Source organism: Shewanella sp. NKUCC06_TVS (genome assembly GCF_019345515.1).
GTDB lineage: Bacteria > Pseudomonadota > Gammaproteobacteria > Enterobacterales > Shewanellaceae > Shewanella > Shewanella oncorhynchi.
In genome coordinates this window covers 50,347-67,899 of sequence record NZ_JAHKQX010000007.1, presented here as the reverse complement: position 1 = coordinate 67,899, position 17,553 = coordinate 50,347, and the positions used below count along the sequence as shown (strand labels likewise).

Here is a 17,553-nt window from a genome sequence, read left to right as displayed (position 1 = left end):
TAAGCCATTACTCAAGTATCGGCTTAAGCCAAGAGAATAGGCCAATAACAGGCCGCTAAAGCGACACCTAGACACATACTGTTGAAGAAAGGTGCAAAGGAAGTTTGATGAAAACCATACGTTGTAAGATAGAGAAAGTTAACCCATTTAACGATGCCGTATATCAAGTATTGTTAAGGCCTGAAACCGCCTTCGATTTCCAAGCGGGGCAATACTTATGTGTTGTCATGGGTGAAAAAGATAAACGCCCCTTCTCTATCGCATCAGCGCCAAACGCCGAGCTGATCGAATTACACATTGGCGCCGCTGTGAGTGAAAGCTACCCAATGCAAGTGGTCGAGCGCCTGAAAGCCTGCGCCCTTGATGGCAGCACTATCGACATCGAAGCCCCAGGCGGCGAAGCCCACCTGCGTCACGAAAGCATTCGCCCTCGCCTGTTAATCGCTGGCGGCACAGGTTTCTCTTACATTAAAAGTATCATCGAGCACCAAATCGCCCTCGGCCAACAGGTTGAAACTATGCTGTATTGGGGTTGTCGCACCCAAGATGCCATGTATTTTGAAACCATCGCCCGCGAGTGGCACGATGCTCACCCTTGGTTACACTTCGTCCCAGTCATCGAAGAAGCTCCCGCTAATTGGCAAGGCAAAACCGCTAATCTGTTAGCGCAAATCAAACAAGATTTTGTCAGCTTAAATGGCTACGATATCTACATCGCCGGCCGTTTCGATATGGTGGGTGCAGCACGGGAAATCTTCCGTGAGATTGGTGTAGAAGAAGCACATCTCTACGGTGATGCGTTCGCGTTTATCAAATAACGCGATAATTTGTATGCTTGGCTGGCTAACCTTTGCCAGCATAGGCTTAAATAATAAACCCCAGTTTTTACTGGGGTTTTGTTTTTATAATGGATGTATTAAACCAAAATATTACATACGGCTTGAATTATTTACCCAAATTGTCGGCTAACTGTTTCGCACGGCCAGCAGCCCACTTATCAATCATCTTTTCCAATTCGCTTGCTGTAATAGGAGAATCTTTTTGGATGGTATCATCACTCTCGCGAGCATCTAATACTCGTACTAGCAACTTGCCGCTTTGTGAGTCGAGCAATTGCGACATGCTGCCGACCTTCAGCAAGTAAGGCTCCATACCGATCGCCTCTTTTGTCACATCAATGGCAATCTTCGCAGGTAATAGATCGCGTAATTTAAGCTCTGGTCGAGTTAAATCAAAATTTGTCACCGCAGCCTGCACTCTGATAACTCCGGGCCCTGGCGCGGTAGCAACCTTGACACCATTTTTGATCAACTCATTTTGGAACTTAGCATGGTAATAACGACCAATCTCATTCTGCTCATTGGCGGTCAATAGATACCATTTACCATTCTCTTGCCGAATAAATTGGATTGGATCGAGTAACACCTGATTGTACTGGCGCAGGTCAACGCCCGGCTCCTTATAAATACGCTGATTGGGATTGCTTTCGCTCGTTTTGAACGCATCAAAGGGCACAACCTGAAATCCACTCATTGCCCTTTCCTTTACAGAGCATCCTCCCATCCCCAGTAAGACCGTCGCCATGGCAATCATTACTACTTTTTTCATATTTGCTCCTGCACTGATTAATAATTTGTTTTTAGGATGAACACCGCGATAAGCGGGCCTTCTCCTAAGTAATATTCCAACCAACAGCCTTCCACAGTGGACATTACAAGGCAGCCCGTAACGACGACTTAAACAGTGACAACTGTAGTGGTCAAGTAAAATTGGCCACGATTTTAGAGTCATTCCAATATAAACGTTCTGACTCATTTGGCGTTAACCCACCATTATATTGATGGGGTCTTGTCTCACTGTAATATCCAGTGATGTAATTTGTGATCTCTTTATCTGCTTCTGTAAAATTCCCATAACCACTGGCGGGTATCCACTCAGATTTCAAACTTCTAAAGAAACGCTCCATTGGTGCGTTATCCCAACAATTCCCGCGGCGACTCATACTTTGCTCAATCTGAAGACGCCATATTAATTGTCTGAATTTCAAGCTTGTGTAATGCGAACCTTGATCGCTGTGATATATCACATTCTCAGGCTTACCCCTTAACTCAAATGCCATTTTCAAAGCTTTACAGGTCAGCTCACTATCTGGTGATAATGACAAGGCCCATCCAATAGGCTTGCGGGAAAATAAGTCAAGAACAACGGCTAGATAGGCCCAACGATTACCGACCCAAACATACGTCACGTCGCCACACCACACTTGATCTGGTTGAGTTACTGCAAACTGTCGATTAAGCGTATTGGGGATTGCAACATGCTCTTGTGTCGCTTTTCTATAAGAATGCTTAGGCTGCTGACAGCTTAATAACCCAAGCTTTTTCATTAGATTACGGGCTCGATAACGACTGAGACCAATCCCTTTGTTAGTCACTAATTGCGCTATCGTTCGCGCACCGGCAGAGCCATGACTAATACGATGTGCAGCCTTCACTTCACTGCATAAAATAGTAAAGTCTGCATCAATATGTTCTTTTCTTTTTAGCCAATACTTATAGCTACTTCGATGCACTTTGAATGCATTACAAATTGTGAGAATAGAGTGGCTCTGCTTGAGTGCGCTGATTAGCGTAAATTGTTCATCGAGTCTGACATCAAGAGAGCGGTAGCCTTTTTTAGGATAAGATTGTGCTCCTCAAGACGAGCTATTTGCTTCTTCAGCTCACGGATTTCAATTTGTTCAGGGGTAATCGGAGATGCTTTTGGTGTGCCACCCTGGCGTTCTAGTTTTAACTGTCTCACCCATTTATCCATAGTGGACTTACCAACGTTCATCGCCTTTGCAGCTTCGATGATGCTATGGTTTTTATCGAGGACTAATTGGGCTGCTTCAAGTTTGAATTCAGCACTAAATGTTTTTCTGGTTGTCGATCTCTTGTGTTCACCTAAAGTCATCTACGAGGTAATAATATCACCTCTATTTAGGTGGCCAAAATTAGTGTGCCACTACAATTTTTATTGGAGTATGAGACAGGTAACTAATGCATGTAACTTCGCTAGGGTGAGTGCTGCGTAGCAGCGTTTCGAACGAGAGCCAGGGATGGCGAACTGGCAGTTAGACATGGACGTTGTTCGGCAAGGGAGATCCAAGAGGGAATTGCTGTTGCTCCCCTTTTGGTCGGGTGTGGGGTGAAGCCCCACGACGTTGATTTTTCTTTTAAAAAAAAGCTTAAGCTTTAGATTGCTCAGCCATAAAATAACAAACTCAAAACTCAAACGAAGTTTGCCCCCACTTGATCAGATTCACTGCGGTTTATTCCAACGCCTCTGATTAACTTCGCAGAAAATCATAGTAACCAGTCACAATGTACCAACAAAAATATGGCTATCAGTCTTTTCCCATGGGTATCTCGTTTTCTTGATAGTCACTAACTTTCACTATTGAGAAATTATCCCATAATGAGTCAATAGCTGACGCAATATGGGATTCAAGTACAAATGAAACAGACTAAGACGCCACACAAACTCGTTAAATGCTTAGCCTTAACGGGATTATTCACCCTATCTGCCTGTGCAAACGACGAACTTGCAGATACTTTACTCACCAATACCCACGTCTATGGCCATGATCAAGCGACTAGTTTAGCCATTAAGGATGGCAAAATTGTCTACATTGGGAATAGCATTAACGCCATGGATCACGTGAGCAATCAAACCAAAGTCATCGATTTAAAAGGTCATTACTTATTACCTGGTTTTATTGATAACCATAATCATGTGTTTGAAGCCGCGAGTGAAATAGGTAGCGACTGTTTACTGGATGATGACACTAATCTCAACGGCTATATCCGCACATTAACCGCCTGTAAAAATCAGTTGGAAACGGGAGAGTGGTTACTCGGATATGGCCATCAACTCAGTGTAGTAATGCAAGAGAGTGGCCCCACTCCTTTGGCAATATTAGACAAAATCTTCCCCGATAATCCTGTCGTTATTATGGAGCAAACATCCCATTCTATGTGGGTCAACTCCCTCGCATTAGCCAAAGCTAAGATAAGCGCTCATACAGCCGATCCGCAAGGCGGCAAGATCCTCAAAGATGAAGAGAGCGGTAAACTTCTCGGTATTTTATTCGATAATGCTGGCGATCTTGTGATGGAACAAGCATGGAAATCACAACCCAATCTACAACAAGCCAATTATCAAGGTTTATTAAATGGTCTGGCAGCTGCTGCCGAGCACGGGATAACGACTATCGGTGATGGACGACTCTATTGGAAACGTGACTGGTTAGAAACATGGCTAGCCGTCGAAAGTCATGATGAATTAACCGCCAGAGTCAGTCTACGCCCTTGGATTTATCCTGTCGATGAACCCCAAGCACAGCTTGATTTCTTTAAAAAAATTCATTCTGATGATAAACAACGTCTGCTGCTCATCAATCAGGTCAAAATCTACAGTGATGGCATCATCATAAACGGTACTGCCAGTACATTAGCCCCCTATGATTGGAGCTACACCCCCGACCTTCCTAGGGGACTCGAGTATGTTCCTGCCAGTAAAATGGCGTGGTGGCTTACTGAACTCAACAAAATTGGATACGGGGCACATATTCATGCAATAGGTGATGCAGGGGTACGCAACACCTTAGATGCCATTGAAACTTTACGATCTCAGGGAGCTACTCGCCCTTATGCCATGACGCATTTAGAAATGGTATCTCCCCAAGATATCAAGCGCTTTGCCTCACTCAAAGTCGATGCCGATTTCCAATTGGGTAGCGATTACATTGCCGCGCAGGATCATGAGTGGGCGATCCCTTTTATCGGTAAGCAACGAGCTAATGCTTTATTACCTATTAACCCTATTTTCAAGACTGGCGCGAATGTAACTTTAAGTAGTGACTGGAATGTGAATGATATCAATCCACTCGTTGGTATTGCTAACGCAGTCTATCTGCAAAATGCAGGCATCGCTGATATTCACAGTGCTATTGCAGCCTATACAATAAATCCCGCTAACGCCTTGGGCATAAGTGACATTACTGGTTCTATCGCGCTAGGGAAATCTGCCGATTTTGTTGTATTAGAGCGAGACATTACCCAAGCCACAGCAAAACAAATTGCTGACACTCAAATTTTAATGACGTGGTTAGAGGGGGAGCTAGTGTTCGATCTCAATGATCAATAGCAATCCCGTATCAATCTAATTATTTGCTGAGTTGCTCTTTTATTAACGTCAGCAAAGAAGACCCTAAGGTGCTGGCCTCAAATCCATGATGCCAGCGCATTTCGAGCCGCCGCTTCATAGGCGCAAATTCACTACTCAATTGGACAACTTTTAATCTTCCACTGTCGATTTCTGTCTGCGCTAAAGATAACGGCAAAAAACTATATCCATCCCCTTCGGCAAGTAAGGACTTTAACAAAGCAAGATCGGGGATTTGGCAATAATGGCCACTAAAGCCGACTTCGAGATCATCACTTTCAGTCTGCCCTCCTGCCCAAATATATTCACGATAGGGCGCTAATTGTGCGGGGTCGATTACCTGCTGTGAAGCTAATGTATGCTGTCCAGATATCAACATTACCTCTTGATATTCGCCAAGGCGGCAGTAACCCGATTGAGATTGATGTAATTCAACCGTTTCATGTAACAGTAAAAGGTCGATATCATCGGATAGAAATGCACTGTGTAATGCATCGAAAGTATCCACTTTTAAGACAAAATCCAGCGTTGGAAACTGCATTAAATAGCGCTGAATTGTCGAACGTAAGACTTCTAAAGGAATATAATTTTCAACCCCCAACACTAACCGACCTTTACCAAGCTCGGCATAATGGGTCGCCGATTGAGTAAATTGTTCCCATTGGGCCAAGGCTAAAATAGCCTTAGGTAGTAAATGCTCGCCTCCCGCAGTGAGTGCCACTTGATTTGCACTACGCTCAAATAAATCCACACCTATGTCGACTTCTAGCTCGGCAATCCACTGACTCACTTGCGGCTGACGTTTGCCCAGTGCGCGAGCGGCGGCTGAGACAGAGCCTAGTTGAGTCGTCAATACAAATGCTTTAACTCGTTGAATATTCAAATGTGCTCTACTATTTTTTAAGCGCGTTGTGCGCTTGACTTTAATACCCGTCAGACGGAATCACAACATTAACTTACCTATGCAAGACACTTTGTTAAAAATCAGATGTGAAGCCCCACGACTTAGATTTAGATTTGGATTTAAATAAAAGATAGGACAGGCAGAATTCTTTTGAGATAAGCAGCTTACTCCGAAATAGCAGGAGTTCACCGTCCCCTGCGAAGTTGTCGAAATACGCAGATAGCTCTTAGTTGTTTGAGTGGGGCCGTGGCGACATCATGGATGATGGCGCAGGCTCGGGGGGACAGGGATGTCCTATCTGAGCCGTTAGGCAATTTTTATTGGAGTATGAGACCAGTAACCAATGCATGTAACTTCGCTAGGGGCGTCATGGAGAATCCAAGGAGGATAGGACGAGCAGTCCACCTTGGTCGGGTGTGGGGTGAAGCCCCACGACTTTGACTTAGATTTTGATTTAAAAAGTTAAAAGTTAAACTAATTCCTAAAACTCAAACGAAGTTTGAACACCCACAGCCCTGCGGCGAATGAGCAGCCCCTTACACTAGTGGTCTATGTAGATCAAAACGCAGATCTTCACAGATCCCATAATAGGCCGATGGGCCGCCAGCACGTAATACGGGCTCGGCAAGAGCAGTTTGATAAATCCCCTCGGCATTGAGTAAATGCTTAGCAATATGCACAGCCACCACTTCACCTAACACTAACCAAGTATCGATCTTGTCGCCATTAGCGGCAGTTAACTGGATACATTGGGACAACTTACATTCGAAGTTTACTGGACTTTCAGCCACTAAATCGGCCTTAACAATGGTGCCAGCTTTAGCCGTGAGTCCGGCAAAACTAAACTCATCTTGACCGCGTGGCAGCATGGCGGAGGTTTGATTCATCTGCTCGGCTAAGCCGCGGGTGGTGAGGTTCCACACAAACTCCCCTGTTTCGACAATATTGGCGACACTGTCTTTCCAGCCTGTGCTGGCAAAGCCAATGATGGGCGGTTTGTAGTTGAAACAATTGAAAAAGCTGTAAGGTGCGAGATTGCGTTGCCCCTCGGTATTCCGTGATGAAATCCAGCCGATCGGTCGAGGCCCCACAATCGCATTTAAAGGATCGTGTGCAAGGCCATGGCCTTTGCTCGGTTCGTAAAAATAGCGGTTATCAGCAGTCATACTTCATCCTTTTGTTATTGCCACAACAATACTGGTGCAATTAATACAGCCATCACAGGTACGCTTTTATAGCCGCTATCTTACCCAAGTTTCGAGCAGCGACCAAAAGTCTGTAGGGCAACTTAAGTCAGCTCCTTGAACAACATCTGGCTGCAAATTTCAAATCCAACACACTCTTCTGCTAAAGTGATACTTATCAGTGGGCTAAAAAGCCTAACTCTGCTAAATAGCATGTGGCAAATGAAGGAGCGGTGAATGGACGCGATAAAAGGGGGATGGAAGAGGTTGTTGTTGGTCGCAGTGCTGTTAGCGACAGGTTGTGCCAGCGTAGCGCAAATCGATTTCAATAGCCTGTTTGGCACTAGCTCACCGCAAAAACGCGTCGAAAATGCACAGCTTAACGGCCAATTTATTCAACAAGCCGAGTTTGTGCACACACAAGTTGAGCCTATTCTCAATAGCCGATGCGTGGTATGTCATGCCTGTTACGATGCCCCCTGTCAGTTAAAAATGACCTCGAGCGAAGGTATAGAACGCGGGGCGAGTAAGGAAAAGGTCTACCAAGGCACACGCTTAGTCGCTGCCACACCTAATCGCTTATTTGTCGATGCCTTTACCCCAGAAGCTTGGCGTCAACGCGGGTTTTACCCCATGCTAAACGAGCGCGATCAAACCCCAGAAGCCAATACCCAAGCCTCGGTATTAGCCAGAATGCTCACGCTTAAGCAAATGCACCCCCTGCCCGAAGACAAGATTTTAGATAAGCGTTTTGATTTCAGCCTAGACAGAGTTCAGCAATGCGCCAGCCTAGAGGAAATGGACAAATACGAGCAAAGCCAGCCCCTTGCAGGTATGCCTTATGGCTTGCCAGCACTGAATGCGAATGAACATCAAGTGTTGATGCACTGGCTCGAGCAAGGTGCGCCACTGCCGTTTGCACAAGCGCTTACACCTGAATTTATTGCAGAAATAACCCACTGGGAAGAGTTTTTAAACGGCGACAGTTTAAAAAGCCAATTAAGTGCACGTTACATTTATGAGCATTTGTTTGCCTTCCATTTATATTTTGAGTCTTTGAATCAACCAAACGCCCAGCCTTTATTCTTCGAGTTAGTGCGTTCTCGGACGCCGCCGGGGCAAGCGCTGGATATTATCGCCTCCCGTCGTCCCTTCGACGATCCTAAGGTGGAGCGAGTCTATTACCGCTTTCGGCCTTATCGGGCAACCATAGTCGATAAAACCCATATCCCCTACGCTTTAAATACCGGCTTGCTCAATAACTGGCAACAATGGTTTATCGATGCGGATTACTCAGTCACTCAACTGCCGAGCTACAAGCCGAGCGTTGCGGCCAATCCCTTTGAAGCCTTTATTCAAATTCCTGCCAGTGCGCGCTATCGATTTATGCTGACCCGCGCCCAAGATACCATTATGGGCTTTATCAAAGGCCCAGTGTGCCGTGGTCAGGTGGCGCTCAATGTCATTAACGACAGATTCTGGGTGTACTTTGTGACTCCAGATTATATGGACGACACTGACTTTAGCGCCTTTTACCATTCCCAACTTGAAAATCTACGTATGCCTGCAGAGGAAGAAAGCACTGCATTAGCAGTAACTTGGGTGAAATATGCCGCCAAGCAAGGCAAATATATGCGGGCGCGTAATCAGTTCTTGAACGAGAAATTCAAAAACGGCCAGCACCTCACCATAGACGGGCTCTGGGATGGCGACGACACCAATGATAATGCCAGCCTGACAGTGCTGCGCCACTTCGACAATGCCACTGTGGTCAAAGGCTTAGTCGGCGAACCGCCCAAAACGGCTTGGATTATCGATTATGCCTTACTGGAGCGTATCCACTATTTATTGGTCGCGGGTTTCGATGTTTATGGTAACTACGGCCATCAGCTATTAACTCGCTTATACATGGATTTTTTACGCATGGAGGGGGAATCGAACTTCCTGACCCTGTTGCCACAGGAGGAAAGGCGCAAACAGTTGAGTGATTGGTATCAAGGGGCTGGTACTCAGCTCACGGCCTTTATCGCAGGGGATATCAACACCTTTCATCAGCCTACGGGCGTACTCTACTTTAGTGACGATCTAAAGGGCGAGCTGTATCAAAAACTCGGACAGAAGGTTGCTAAGGTTCAACCCAATCGATATCACATAGAAAACAGTAGCTTGCAAATACATAGCAAAGCACTTTTACACACATTAGATCGATTAAAAGGCACACAAGCGACCCTGTTACCTGAACTAACCATGATCATGGTGGAACCTGAAAAAGCGGGTAAAACTGAGATATTTACCTTAGTTCGCAATAGCGCTCATCGGAATATTTCGAGCCTGTTTAATGAGGCGAGTAACCGCGAACCCGCTAAAGATGACGTCACTTTAGTGCATGGCTTATTGGGCAGTTATCCTGAGGCATTTTGGCGAGTGAAAGAACAGGACTTGCCTAACGTCGTAGCGACAATAGAGAAAATGCAAACTGAAAAAGACTATGAAGCACTGTTAGATATGGTGGGTGTACGCCGTACTGATCCGAAGTTTTGGGCCTTTAGTGACGAACTCAATCAGATCTTTTTCGACAATCACCCGATAGAAAGTGGGTGGCTGGATTACAACCGACTGCAAAATCGTTAATAAAAAGGGGAACGCTAGTGTCCCCCTTCCTTTCAAATCAACGCAGTAAACTTACCAGATCTTAACGCGATCTTCTGGAGCCAAATACAGCTTGTCGCCAGGCTTAACATCGAATGCAGTATACCAAGCATCTAAGTTACGCACGGTCAGCGCGCGGTACATGCCGGGGGCATGTCCATCGGTTGCCACCCGAGCACGCAGGGCTTCGTCACGCATCTTAGTGGCCCAGGTTTGCGCAAAGCCGATAAAAAAGCGTTGATCACCCGTAAAGCCTCCAATCACAGGCGCATCTTTGCCTTTAAGCGAGGCATGGTAAGCATCATAAGCGGCGGCTAAACCTGCTACGTCGGCAATGTTTTCACCTAAGGTCAACTTGCCATTCACGTGTAAATCAGGGAAAGGCGCATAAGCATCAAACTGCTGCGCTAACGCATCGCCTTGCTTATCAAATTGAGCAAAGTCAGCGGGCGTCCACCAGTTACGCATAGCACCAGTCGAGTCAAAGGCCGCGCCATTGTTATCAAAACTATGGCTGATTTCATGGCCAATCACAGCGCCAATCGCGCCATAGTTGTAAGCGGCATCGGCCTTAGCATCGAAGAATGGCGGTTGCAAAATACCCGCTGGGAAGTTAAGCGCATTCTGCACCGGCAAGTTCACCGCATTCACCACTTGCGGCGTCATCCACCACTCGCCTTTATCCATTGGTTTGCCAATCTTGGCTAACTGGTGGCTGTACTCTACTTTTTCGCCATTGATGGCATTAGCGTAGGCATTGGTCGCAGTCACTGCATAGCTGTCGTAATTGCGCCATTTATCGGGATAACCCACGCCCACCGCCATAGTAGCCACTTTTGCTAGGGCTTCTTTCTTGGTTGAAGGGTCCATCCAATCGAGTTTTTCCACTCGCTGACCGAAGGCGGTCACTATGTTATCCACCATAGCGCTGACTTCTGCTTTGGCTGAAGCGGGGAAATATTGCTCGGCATAGGCATGGCCTACGGCATCACCTAAATATTGGTCGAGTGCCGCTAAGGCACGTTTATCGCGACTGCGCTGCTCTGGCGTGCCAGAAAGCTTAGTGCCATTAAAGGCAAACGAAGCGTTGTCGATTGCCGATGGCAACACATCAGCATGGCTGTTGATATGGTGGAACACGAGCCAATCTTTCCATGCTTCTAAAGGCTCAGAGGCCACAAGCGCAGAAAGTCCCGTAATCGCCGTTGCATGGTAGGCCGCAAATTTAGGCTGATTGCCCAGTTGCGCCGCCGCTAGAAAGGCAGTCCAATCGATGCCCGATGCTTTGGCATCAAAGTCAGCACGGCTCCATACACCCGAAGACTGAGTAAAATCTTCGCTTGCTTCACGGCTGGCGTGGGCCGCGGCAATCTTGTTTTCAAGGGCAAAAATACGATCGGCACGGACAGCGGCATCGCTCACACCCGCATCTTTGAGCAAGGTTTCAATGTAAGCGCGGTAAGCGGTGCGAATGTCGACCATTTTAGGATCGGCAGACAGGTAATATTCACGCTCAGGTAAGCCTAAACCGCCCTGTAAAAAGTAAGGTAAGACTTCGCCCGGCGTGGCTAAACCTTGGGTGACGAAGATCCCAAATAGGTTTTCGGTATAAAAGTCAGTCGCGTTGAGAGGGTCGACATCGGCGCGCAGATTTCCGCCTAACGCCGCAGATAAATCCTGCTTGCTCGCAATGGCCTCATAACGGGCAATATCCGCCTCGGCAGGCTTCATTCCTGCGGCATCAATAGCGGCGGTATCTGTGTAAGCCTTGTAGAAATCGGCGATACGCGCTTCGTCGCTCCCCGCCGCATGTTGCGCTTTCACCAGATCGGCAATCAAACTGGTTTTATGCTTTTCGGTTGCTTCAAAGGCTACGAGGAAAGCGCCAGTGCTGGAGCGATCGGCTGGGATCATCGTCGTTTTCATCCACTCGCCATTGGCGTAGGTATAAAAATCATCCCCTGGTTTTACCGTTGGCGTCATAGCCGCGACATTAATGCCAATCGGCATTTGAGCTGCAACGTCTTGACTTTTTGGCGCATTTTCGCTGGTTTTTACGGTGTTTTCTGTGGTGTTATCACTGCAAGCAGTGAGCCCAGCCAGTACTGAAGTTGACAGTAATAGCACGGGAATAAGACGGTCCGACATGAATGACTCCTCTCTTTTTTATTATTGTATTTATAGTGTGATTGCTAAGTTTGGCAGTGTAACTGGCACTGAATGAAGAAGTAAAACAAAGCCAATTTTTATGATAGAAAGTTAATGCAAACAATTTGAGCCAGACGCTTAAACTCGCAGCTTAGCATCATCACGACCGCGCTCAACTGCAGGCACAAAAAAGCCGACACTATGTCGGCTTAATCAAGTTTGCTAACGACTACTTTATAATTTGATCTGAGTGTACTGAGTCCACGCAAGTACTTGTCCCATCTGAGGAATGATCCATACTGCCGTGTGCTCATTTTGATAAACACGATAATAAAATAAATCTTCATCACGGATATCATGCTTACGAATTTCACGGTAGAACTGCATAGCAGAATGGCTGACTTCATCCGGTTTTGTCAGTTCTTTTTGTAACACTTTAACGTGAAAAACATCGACTTTAAGGTCATCAATTGTGGTCTGGTACTGCTCAAACTCACCGCGGATAGTGTATTTAATCGGTGTCGTTAAACAATCTTGATCTGTAATACAGGAGGTCGAATAAAACTTACCCTTATTTTGCCCTTCATAGACCAGAGACATACTGAGATCGTTACGAACTAAGAGTTCGCCCGCCACGGGAAAATAAATATCCGCATGGTAATTATGCTCAAGTAGCTCACCCATTCCTTTATCATCCGCAGGGAGGACAATACGGTTATAGCGAATGCGCTGCTCCATTATTTGGCTCAGCGGAATAAACTCCGCCATATTTAATCCTGCGGGTTTTGCATCTATCGCCGTGATATTGATGATGCCGTGACCACTGCAGGCATCGGCGTCCAGCTCAGGGCAAATCGCCATCGAATAATTTTTGCCATCTGTTGAGGTAAATGCACTGAAGTAATTAAGGTTATTGATGTGATTTCCCTCTGGCGCTAAATGTTTTTGCCACCATGAAGGATGTAAACGATCCTCATCACCAATATAGAAGGTTCGCGCCGTCCCCAGCGTGCCACCAATATTGAGGCTGATATATTTATCGGCATGCCATTTAGCCACCTGTTTAACCACCGCATGATGGTCGCTCACATACCAAACGATTGCCAAGATAGCGCACAAAAGGGCAATACCAGCAACTTTAGTCCAAACCGACACCCCCACTAAGGCATCACGAATTGCATTCGCATCATTGATCGCCAACATCTTTACATGGGATTGTTCAGAGATATGCAATTGATAACCGCGGCGTGCCACGGTTTTAAGCTGCACTTCGGTATAGGGTTCGAGCTTTTTACGTAAGGTACTGATGCATTGCGTTAAAGAGGTAGGAGCAACCACCCTTTCAGGCCAGCCGACCTGCAGCAATTCTTCCTTAGTAAAAATGGCATTCGTGGATGATAACAGCAGCACTAATAAGGCCTTTTCGGAAAAAGTCAGGCTGATGGTTGTCCCATTCACATGATCGACTAATTCCTTAGCCTGTTCATCTAACATTAAATAAGATGTGATTTTATGCATGTTAAACGCCTGAAAGATCAGCCAATACTGATAAAGTTTGATTACACTAACAACATGCAATCATCATGTGACATTGTTTCTTTCCAAGAAAACGATGATATGCAATCACCAAGTCAAGATGGTTTATTTTACCTTTTAACAACATATAAGAGTGTGACTCTATACTCAGTTTAGTCATTGTTTAATAAGTACAAAGTTAGACTAATACAGAGGTCGCTAAACTAGATTTCTTGGTATTTAAAGATCCAAGAACAACACAAAAGTAATGCACCAATCCAGCCACCCAGCAAACCATACATTAAGGGTAAGCCCAACCCAGTTTGAGCAAGCAGAGTGAGACTACTTTTAGCCGCGAGTGTATCCGAGGGGGTCGCGAGTAAATTTAAAGCACGGAACAGATCAGTAGGGTTCAACAAAATCAGTAGATTGAATACAGTACGATTAAACATCTCACTCATTCCAACCACAGCACTGAGTAAAATCAGATCATAAACCAGCACAAGCACAAACCATAAAATGAGTAATATCCCCAGTGCCTTAGCTTTTTCTCGCACACACAAGCTAACCCAATAACCCAAGAGCACGAACACTAATGACAGTAAAATACTGCTCATAATCAAATGGCTAAACCCGATAGCTATGGATAACTGGGCCAGAGTATCGCCCAGTGATATCAGTATTAATCCTGTTAAACCAAAGCCCAAAATGCAGGCAATGGTCATCACGCAGGCATGGCCTAAAAACTTGCCGCACACCAGATGCCAACGTGCTAATGGATAGGTCAGCAGTAACAGCAGAGTGCCGGATTCTTTTTCACCAACAAAGCTGTCATAACTCAATAAAATCGCACCTAAAGGGAGCATAAATACCGATAAAGTGACTAACCCAGAAAGGATCTGGGCAGGCTCAAATACCACTAAGTTGCCGGACACAGCGCTGCCCATAAAACTCACACACAGAGATAGCAGCAACAAGATTCCCGCCATCATCCATAACCAACGATTACGTAAATTATCCTTAAACTCTTTGGCGGCTATGGTGCTCACTATGCTCAGAGCACTTAAACGATGGTGCAAAACCTCAGAACGGTTCATAGGACTGATTCCAAATTAATCGCCTGATTTATATCTGTTATGTTAATAGTCTTTGTAGGCATTTTTGACGACTGAAGGGGGCAAAGACTTTCCATGTAATGATGAAACACACTCTGCAAACTAGGAGGTTCAATAGAAAAATCCCCCGCGGGCACTTTTTGTAATAAGTGATTTAACACGGCTGACTTTTGCTCCTGTGGCACGGCTAGCATAAGTCCCTGCCCCGCATTTGCCTTAACACATGCCGCTAAAATGGGATCTGCTAGCAATGCTTGCCTTTGAGTATTAGATAGAAAATGCAACAAGATATGATTTGGTAACTGAGTCGCCGCCCTCAGGGAGGTTAAGCTTCCCGAAGCCAACATTCGCCCTCGACCTAAGATCAAAGCGCGATCCATCTGATCTTGCACTAATCCCAACTCATGGGTACTGATAATAATGGCGCAGCCCTGCGCCCTGAGCTGAGCGATTTTTTGATACAGGAAAGCCGATGCCAAGGGATCTAAGCCAACTGTCGGTTCATCGAGTAACAGTACCTTAGGCTCAGCCAATATCGCCTGCGCGAGCCCAAGACGTTGCCGCATCCCCTTAGAAAAAGTACTCAAACGCTTATCTTTAGCGGCCTCTAAACCAAATTCAGCGAGTAATTCATGTACTTTAGGCAAGGAAACGCCCTTAAGCTTAGCGAAATATCGCAGCAGCTCATTAGCGGTCATATTGTCATAAAAACTCACATTTTCAGGTAAATAGCCTAAAGACAAACTCTGCCGCACTTGTTGGGAGCTCACACTATGACCTTGAACTTGGAGCAGACCACTTGTGGGGGTAAGTAATCCCAAAATAAGCTTGAGTAATGTAGATTTACCCGCACCATTATGCCCAAGGAGTGCGATCACTTGACCAGCTAACACCTCAAAACTCACATCATCCAGAGCCTTAAACTTGCCATAGCATTTACTGATATTTGTCGCTTTAACAACCACATCAGCACTCGCTATAGGCTTATTTGCTGAGCAGGTCAAAGTTTGATGATTCATCGCGAACCTCCATCAATCAGTACGTGCGCGCCACTTTGCATTAGGGGAAAACTATCACTTATACCGCTCGTCACTTGGGGCTTAAATTGGCGTTCCACCCAGCGCAGTAACAACACAACAGGGCTTTCCATCAACAGTTTGGCTTCAGGATAAAGCCAAAACAGTTTATCTAAACTGTCATTCGGCCTATGGACAATATCCCCTAATCCATCGCCATTCAGATCCCAGCCTTGATATTCCGACCAGTAATTCCCCTGCCCCTGATAACTCCATTCAAGTTGGCTTTCACCGACATATTTGACTTGGGTTTGATTGGCCATAATACGATTATGCCAAAGGCGATTTTCCTCTCCGCCCATGGCCATACTGATCCCAGTATCACTGTGGCTAAACTCGTTATCTTGAATACGGTTATGTTGAGCAGCGTAAATAAAAATACCTTTCCCCTCATTGCCAAGCTCCACAGTGCCCTTAGGGTTATGGATTTGACTCGCAACATTGGCTTGCACATGGGATGCCTCAGTAATGTTGAGTAAAATGCCAAAGTCCCGCGCCTGAGTCACACGGTTGTGGTGCAGGTAAATATGGGTTGAATTCATTAGGGCATAACCGCCATCGACGGCAATCGCTTGGTTTTGCCACGCTTCGTCGGCTTGGGTATACATGTAGTGAATGCCATATTGAAGCTTAGTGAATTGATTTTCATAAATGCGGCTGTGGGTAACGGACTCTAAATACACACCATCACGGACAAAAATGAGCTGATTTCGGTCAATTTGTGGCGAATTAACATGCTTAAGATAAATGCCATCACCCCGATCAAGCACATGAATGGCACCGTTGCCACTAATACTATTGTCCGTGATGATGGGTGAGTTTAGCTGTTCGCCATAAATACCAAAACCCTCACCCACCAAGCGGTTTCCCTTAATCAACGCATTATCCGCCCCTTTTTTGAGTAAAATGGCGGCATCACGGTAATACAGATCCCGTCCCCAGTGGCGGATATTGAGCCCCTCAATACTCACCTGAGGCGCCTCAATGACCAATGCACTGCCTTGGCGCAGTGCATCTAATGTCGCGCCTACTTCCCCCTTTAGCGAAATGGATTGCGTCACCTTAAAGGAGCCTTCATACACCCCAGTGGCCAGCACTAGGGTGTCACCTTCTTGAGCTTTGTTAAGGGCAAGAGTGAGTGAATCTGTATCTGTTACCCGAATGAGTGCAGCCCAAGTACCGAAAGAGGCAAAGCACAGCAGCCAGATAAGGACGAGACGCAGCTTCATCATCACAACCTTATTTATCACCCGCGAGCAGTTCTAGGGTGATGTCATCAAATCTCAGCACTCGGCCACCGTATTCCTTAGCAAAGGCTTCGGCGGCGGCTTTAGTGCTAAAAGGGGCAACGGCAGGTCCCATCACAGCTTTCTTGGTCGTACCGTAAACATAGAAGGCACTTTGAGCATCAATAAAGGCGCCATCATCTGGCTGATCCCAATCGGTCGTGCCCGCGTCATGCACCATCATGTAATCAATTTGTCTTTTATTTTCAGGCTGTAATGCAAAGTTAAACATATCGCGAGCCGAACAAAACTTAGGTACCGTTTTCTCAGCCTTGAGGTGCACTTGCCCTTTAGGTCCGGGATATTTAGTGATCACCATGCCGCATAAATGGCAACGGTCATGCTCGTGGATCATCTCGGCTTTATGAACATGGTCTGTGGCCTCGCTTTTATTACAGCCAAATAGCAAGGGCACTAACAGCAACAATGCATAGTATTTCTTCATCCTATTTATCCTTTTATTAAAAT

Annotated in this window: 13 protein-coding genes; 3 read left to right on the top strand and 10 right to left on the bottom strand. The window is 45.9% G+C overall.

What is annotated here, in order from left to right:
* Positions 1-107 precede the first annotated feature (107 nt).
* Positions 108-818, top strand: coding sequence for an NAD(P)H-flavin reductase (gene fre / locus KO531_RS09540; protein ID WP_106648267.1), 711 nt, complete (start codon positions 108-110; stop codon positions 816-818).
* A gap of 127 nt (positions 819-945) precedes the next feature.
* Here fre and KO531_RS09535 read toward each other — a convergent pair whose 3' ends face one another.
* Positions 946-1,608: a DUF3313 domain-containing protein gene (locus KO531_RS09535; RefSeq protein WP_219251010.1), complete on the bottom strand. Its 663-nt coding sequence runs from the start codon at positions 1,606-1,608 to the stop codon at positions 946-948.
* A 151-nt stretch (positions 1,609-1,759) separates the two neighbouring features.
* A protein-coding gene (locus KO531_RS09530) for an IS3-like element ISSba5 family transposase (protein ID WP_219251009.1) occupies positions 1,760-2,955 on the bottom strand; the annotation gives its coding sequence in 2 pieces (ribosomal slippage) (positions 1,760-2,679 and positions 2,679-2,955; 1,197 coding nt in all).
* A 543-nt stretch (positions 2,956-3,498) separates the two neighbouring features.
* Between KO531_RS09530 and KO531_RS09525 the strand changes: the two genes are divergently transcribed.
* Entirely contained in the window at positions 3,499-5,190 is a 1,692-nt protein-coding gene (locus KO531_RS09525; RefSeq protein WP_219251008.1) for an amidohydrolase, read from the top strand.
* 19 nt (positions 5,191-5,209) lie between these two features.
* Here the strand turns inward: KO531_RS09525 and KO531_RS09520 are convergent, their stop codons facing one another.
* Entirely contained in the window at positions 5,210-6,091 is an 882-nt protein-coding gene (locus tag KO531_RS09520; RefSeq protein ID WP_107949408.1) for a LysR family transcriptional regulator, read from the bottom strand.
* A 557-nt stretch (positions 6,092-6,648) separates the two neighbouring features.
* Positions 6,649-7,278 (bottom strand): flavin reductase family protein, encoded by a 630-nt coding sequence (locus KO531_RS09515; protein ID WP_219251006.1) that lies wholly within the window; start codon positions 7,276-7,278, stop codon positions 6,649-6,651.
* Positions 7,279-7,533: 255 nt separating this feature from the next.
* Between KO531_RS09515 and KO531_RS09510 the strand changes: the two genes are divergently transcribed.
* Complete coding sequence (locus KO531_RS09510) at positions 7,534-9,927, top strand: fatty acid cis/trans isomerase (RefSeq protein WP_219251005.1); 2,394 nt, start codon at positions 7,534-7,536, stop codon at positions 9,925-9,927.
* 51 nt (positions 9,928-9,978) lie between these two features.
* Here KO531_RS09510 and KO531_RS09505 read toward each other — a convergent pair whose 3' ends face one another.
* The 6 genes from KO531_RS09505 to KO531_RS09480 form a co-directional block, all read right to left on the bottom strand.
* On the bottom strand, positions 9,979-12,093 hold the full coding sequence (locus tag KO531_RS09505) for a M13 family metallopeptidase (protein ID WP_219251004.1): 2,115 nt from the start codon (positions 12,091-12,093) through the stop codon (positions 9,979-9,981).
* Between the two features lie 234 nt (positions 12,094-12,327).
* A complete protein-coding gene (locus KO531_RS09500; protein ID WP_219251003.1) occupies positions 12,328-13,611 on the bottom strand; it encodes a winged helix-turn-helix domain-containing protein in 1,284 nt (427 codons plus the stop codon).
* Between the two features lie 221 nt (positions 13,612-13,832).
* Positions 13,833-14,705: an ABC transporter permease subunit gene (locus tag KO531_RS09495; protein WP_219251002.1), complete on the bottom strand. Its 873-nt coding sequence runs from the start codon at positions 14,703-14,705 to the stop codon at positions 13,833-13,835.
* Positions 14,702-15,742, bottom strand: a complete 1,041-nt coding sequence (locus KO531_RS09490) for an ABC transporter ATP-binding protein (RefSeq protein ID WP_212599601.1) — start codon at positions 15,740-15,742, stop codon at positions 14,702-14,704. Before KO531_RS09490 ends, KO531_RS09495 begins: the two co-directional genes overlap by 4 nt.
* Positions 15,739-17,028, bottom strand: coding sequence for a nitrous oxide reductase family maturation protein NosD (nosD, locus tag KO531_RS09485; protein WP_212599600.1), 1,290 nt, complete (start codon positions 17,026-17,028; stop codon positions 15,739-15,741). Before nosD ends, KO531_RS09490 begins: the two co-directional genes overlap by 4 nt.
* Positions 17,029-17,038: 10 nt before the next feature.
* Positions 17,039-17,530, bottom strand: coding sequence for a nitrous oxide reductase accessory protein NosL (locus KO531_RS09480; RefSeq protein ID WP_219251001.1), 492 nt, complete (start codon positions 17,528-17,530; stop codon positions 17,039-17,041).
* Between the last annotated feature and the right edge of the window lie 23 nt (positions 17,531-17,553).

Bases quoted from the DNA above. Each gene is read 5' to 3' on its own strand.
- KO531_RS09510 (WP_219251005.1), top strand. From the start codon at position 7,534: ATGGACGCGATAAAAGGGGGATGGAAGAGGTTGTTGTTGGTCGCAGTG.
- fre (WP_106648267.1), top strand. From the start codon at position 108: ATGAAAACCATACGTTGTAAGATAGAGAAAGTTAACCCATTTAACGAT.
- KO531_RS09525 (WP_219251008.1), top strand. From the start codon at position 3,499: ATGAAACAGACTAAGACGCCACACAAACTCGTTAAATGCTTAGCCTTA.
- KO531_RS09505 (WP_219251004.1), bottom strand. From the start codon at position 12,093: ATGTCGGACCGTCTTATTCCCGTGCTATTACTGTCAACTTCAGTACTG.
- KO531_RS09500 (WP_219251003.1), bottom strand. From the start codon at position 13,611: ATGCATAAAATCACATCTTATTTAATGTTAGATGAACAGGCTAAGGAA.
- KO531_RS09490 (WP_212599601.1), bottom strand. From the start codon at position 15,742: ATGAATCATCAAACTTTGACCTGCTCAGCAAATAAGCCTATAGCGAGT.
- KO531_RS09480 (WP_219251001.1), bottom strand. From the start codon at position 17,530: ATGAAGAAATACTATGCATTGTTGCTGTTAGTGCCCTTGCTATTTGGC.
- KO531_RS09515 (WP_219251006.1), bottom strand. From the start codon at position 7,278: ATGACTGCTGATAACCGCTATTTTTACGAACCGAGCAAAGGCCATGGC.
- KO531_RS09495 (WP_219251002.1), bottom strand. From the start codon at position 14,705: ATGAACCGTTCTGAGGTTTTGCACCATCGTTTAAGTGCTCTGAGCATA.
- KO531_RS09535 (WP_219251010.1), bottom strand. From the start codon at position 1,608: ATGAAAAAAGTAGTAATGATTGCCATGGCGACGGTCTTACTGGGGATG.
- nosD (WP_212599600.1), bottom strand. From the start codon at position 17,028: ATGAAGCTGCGTCTCGTCCTTATCTGGCTGCTGTGCTTTGCCTCTTTC.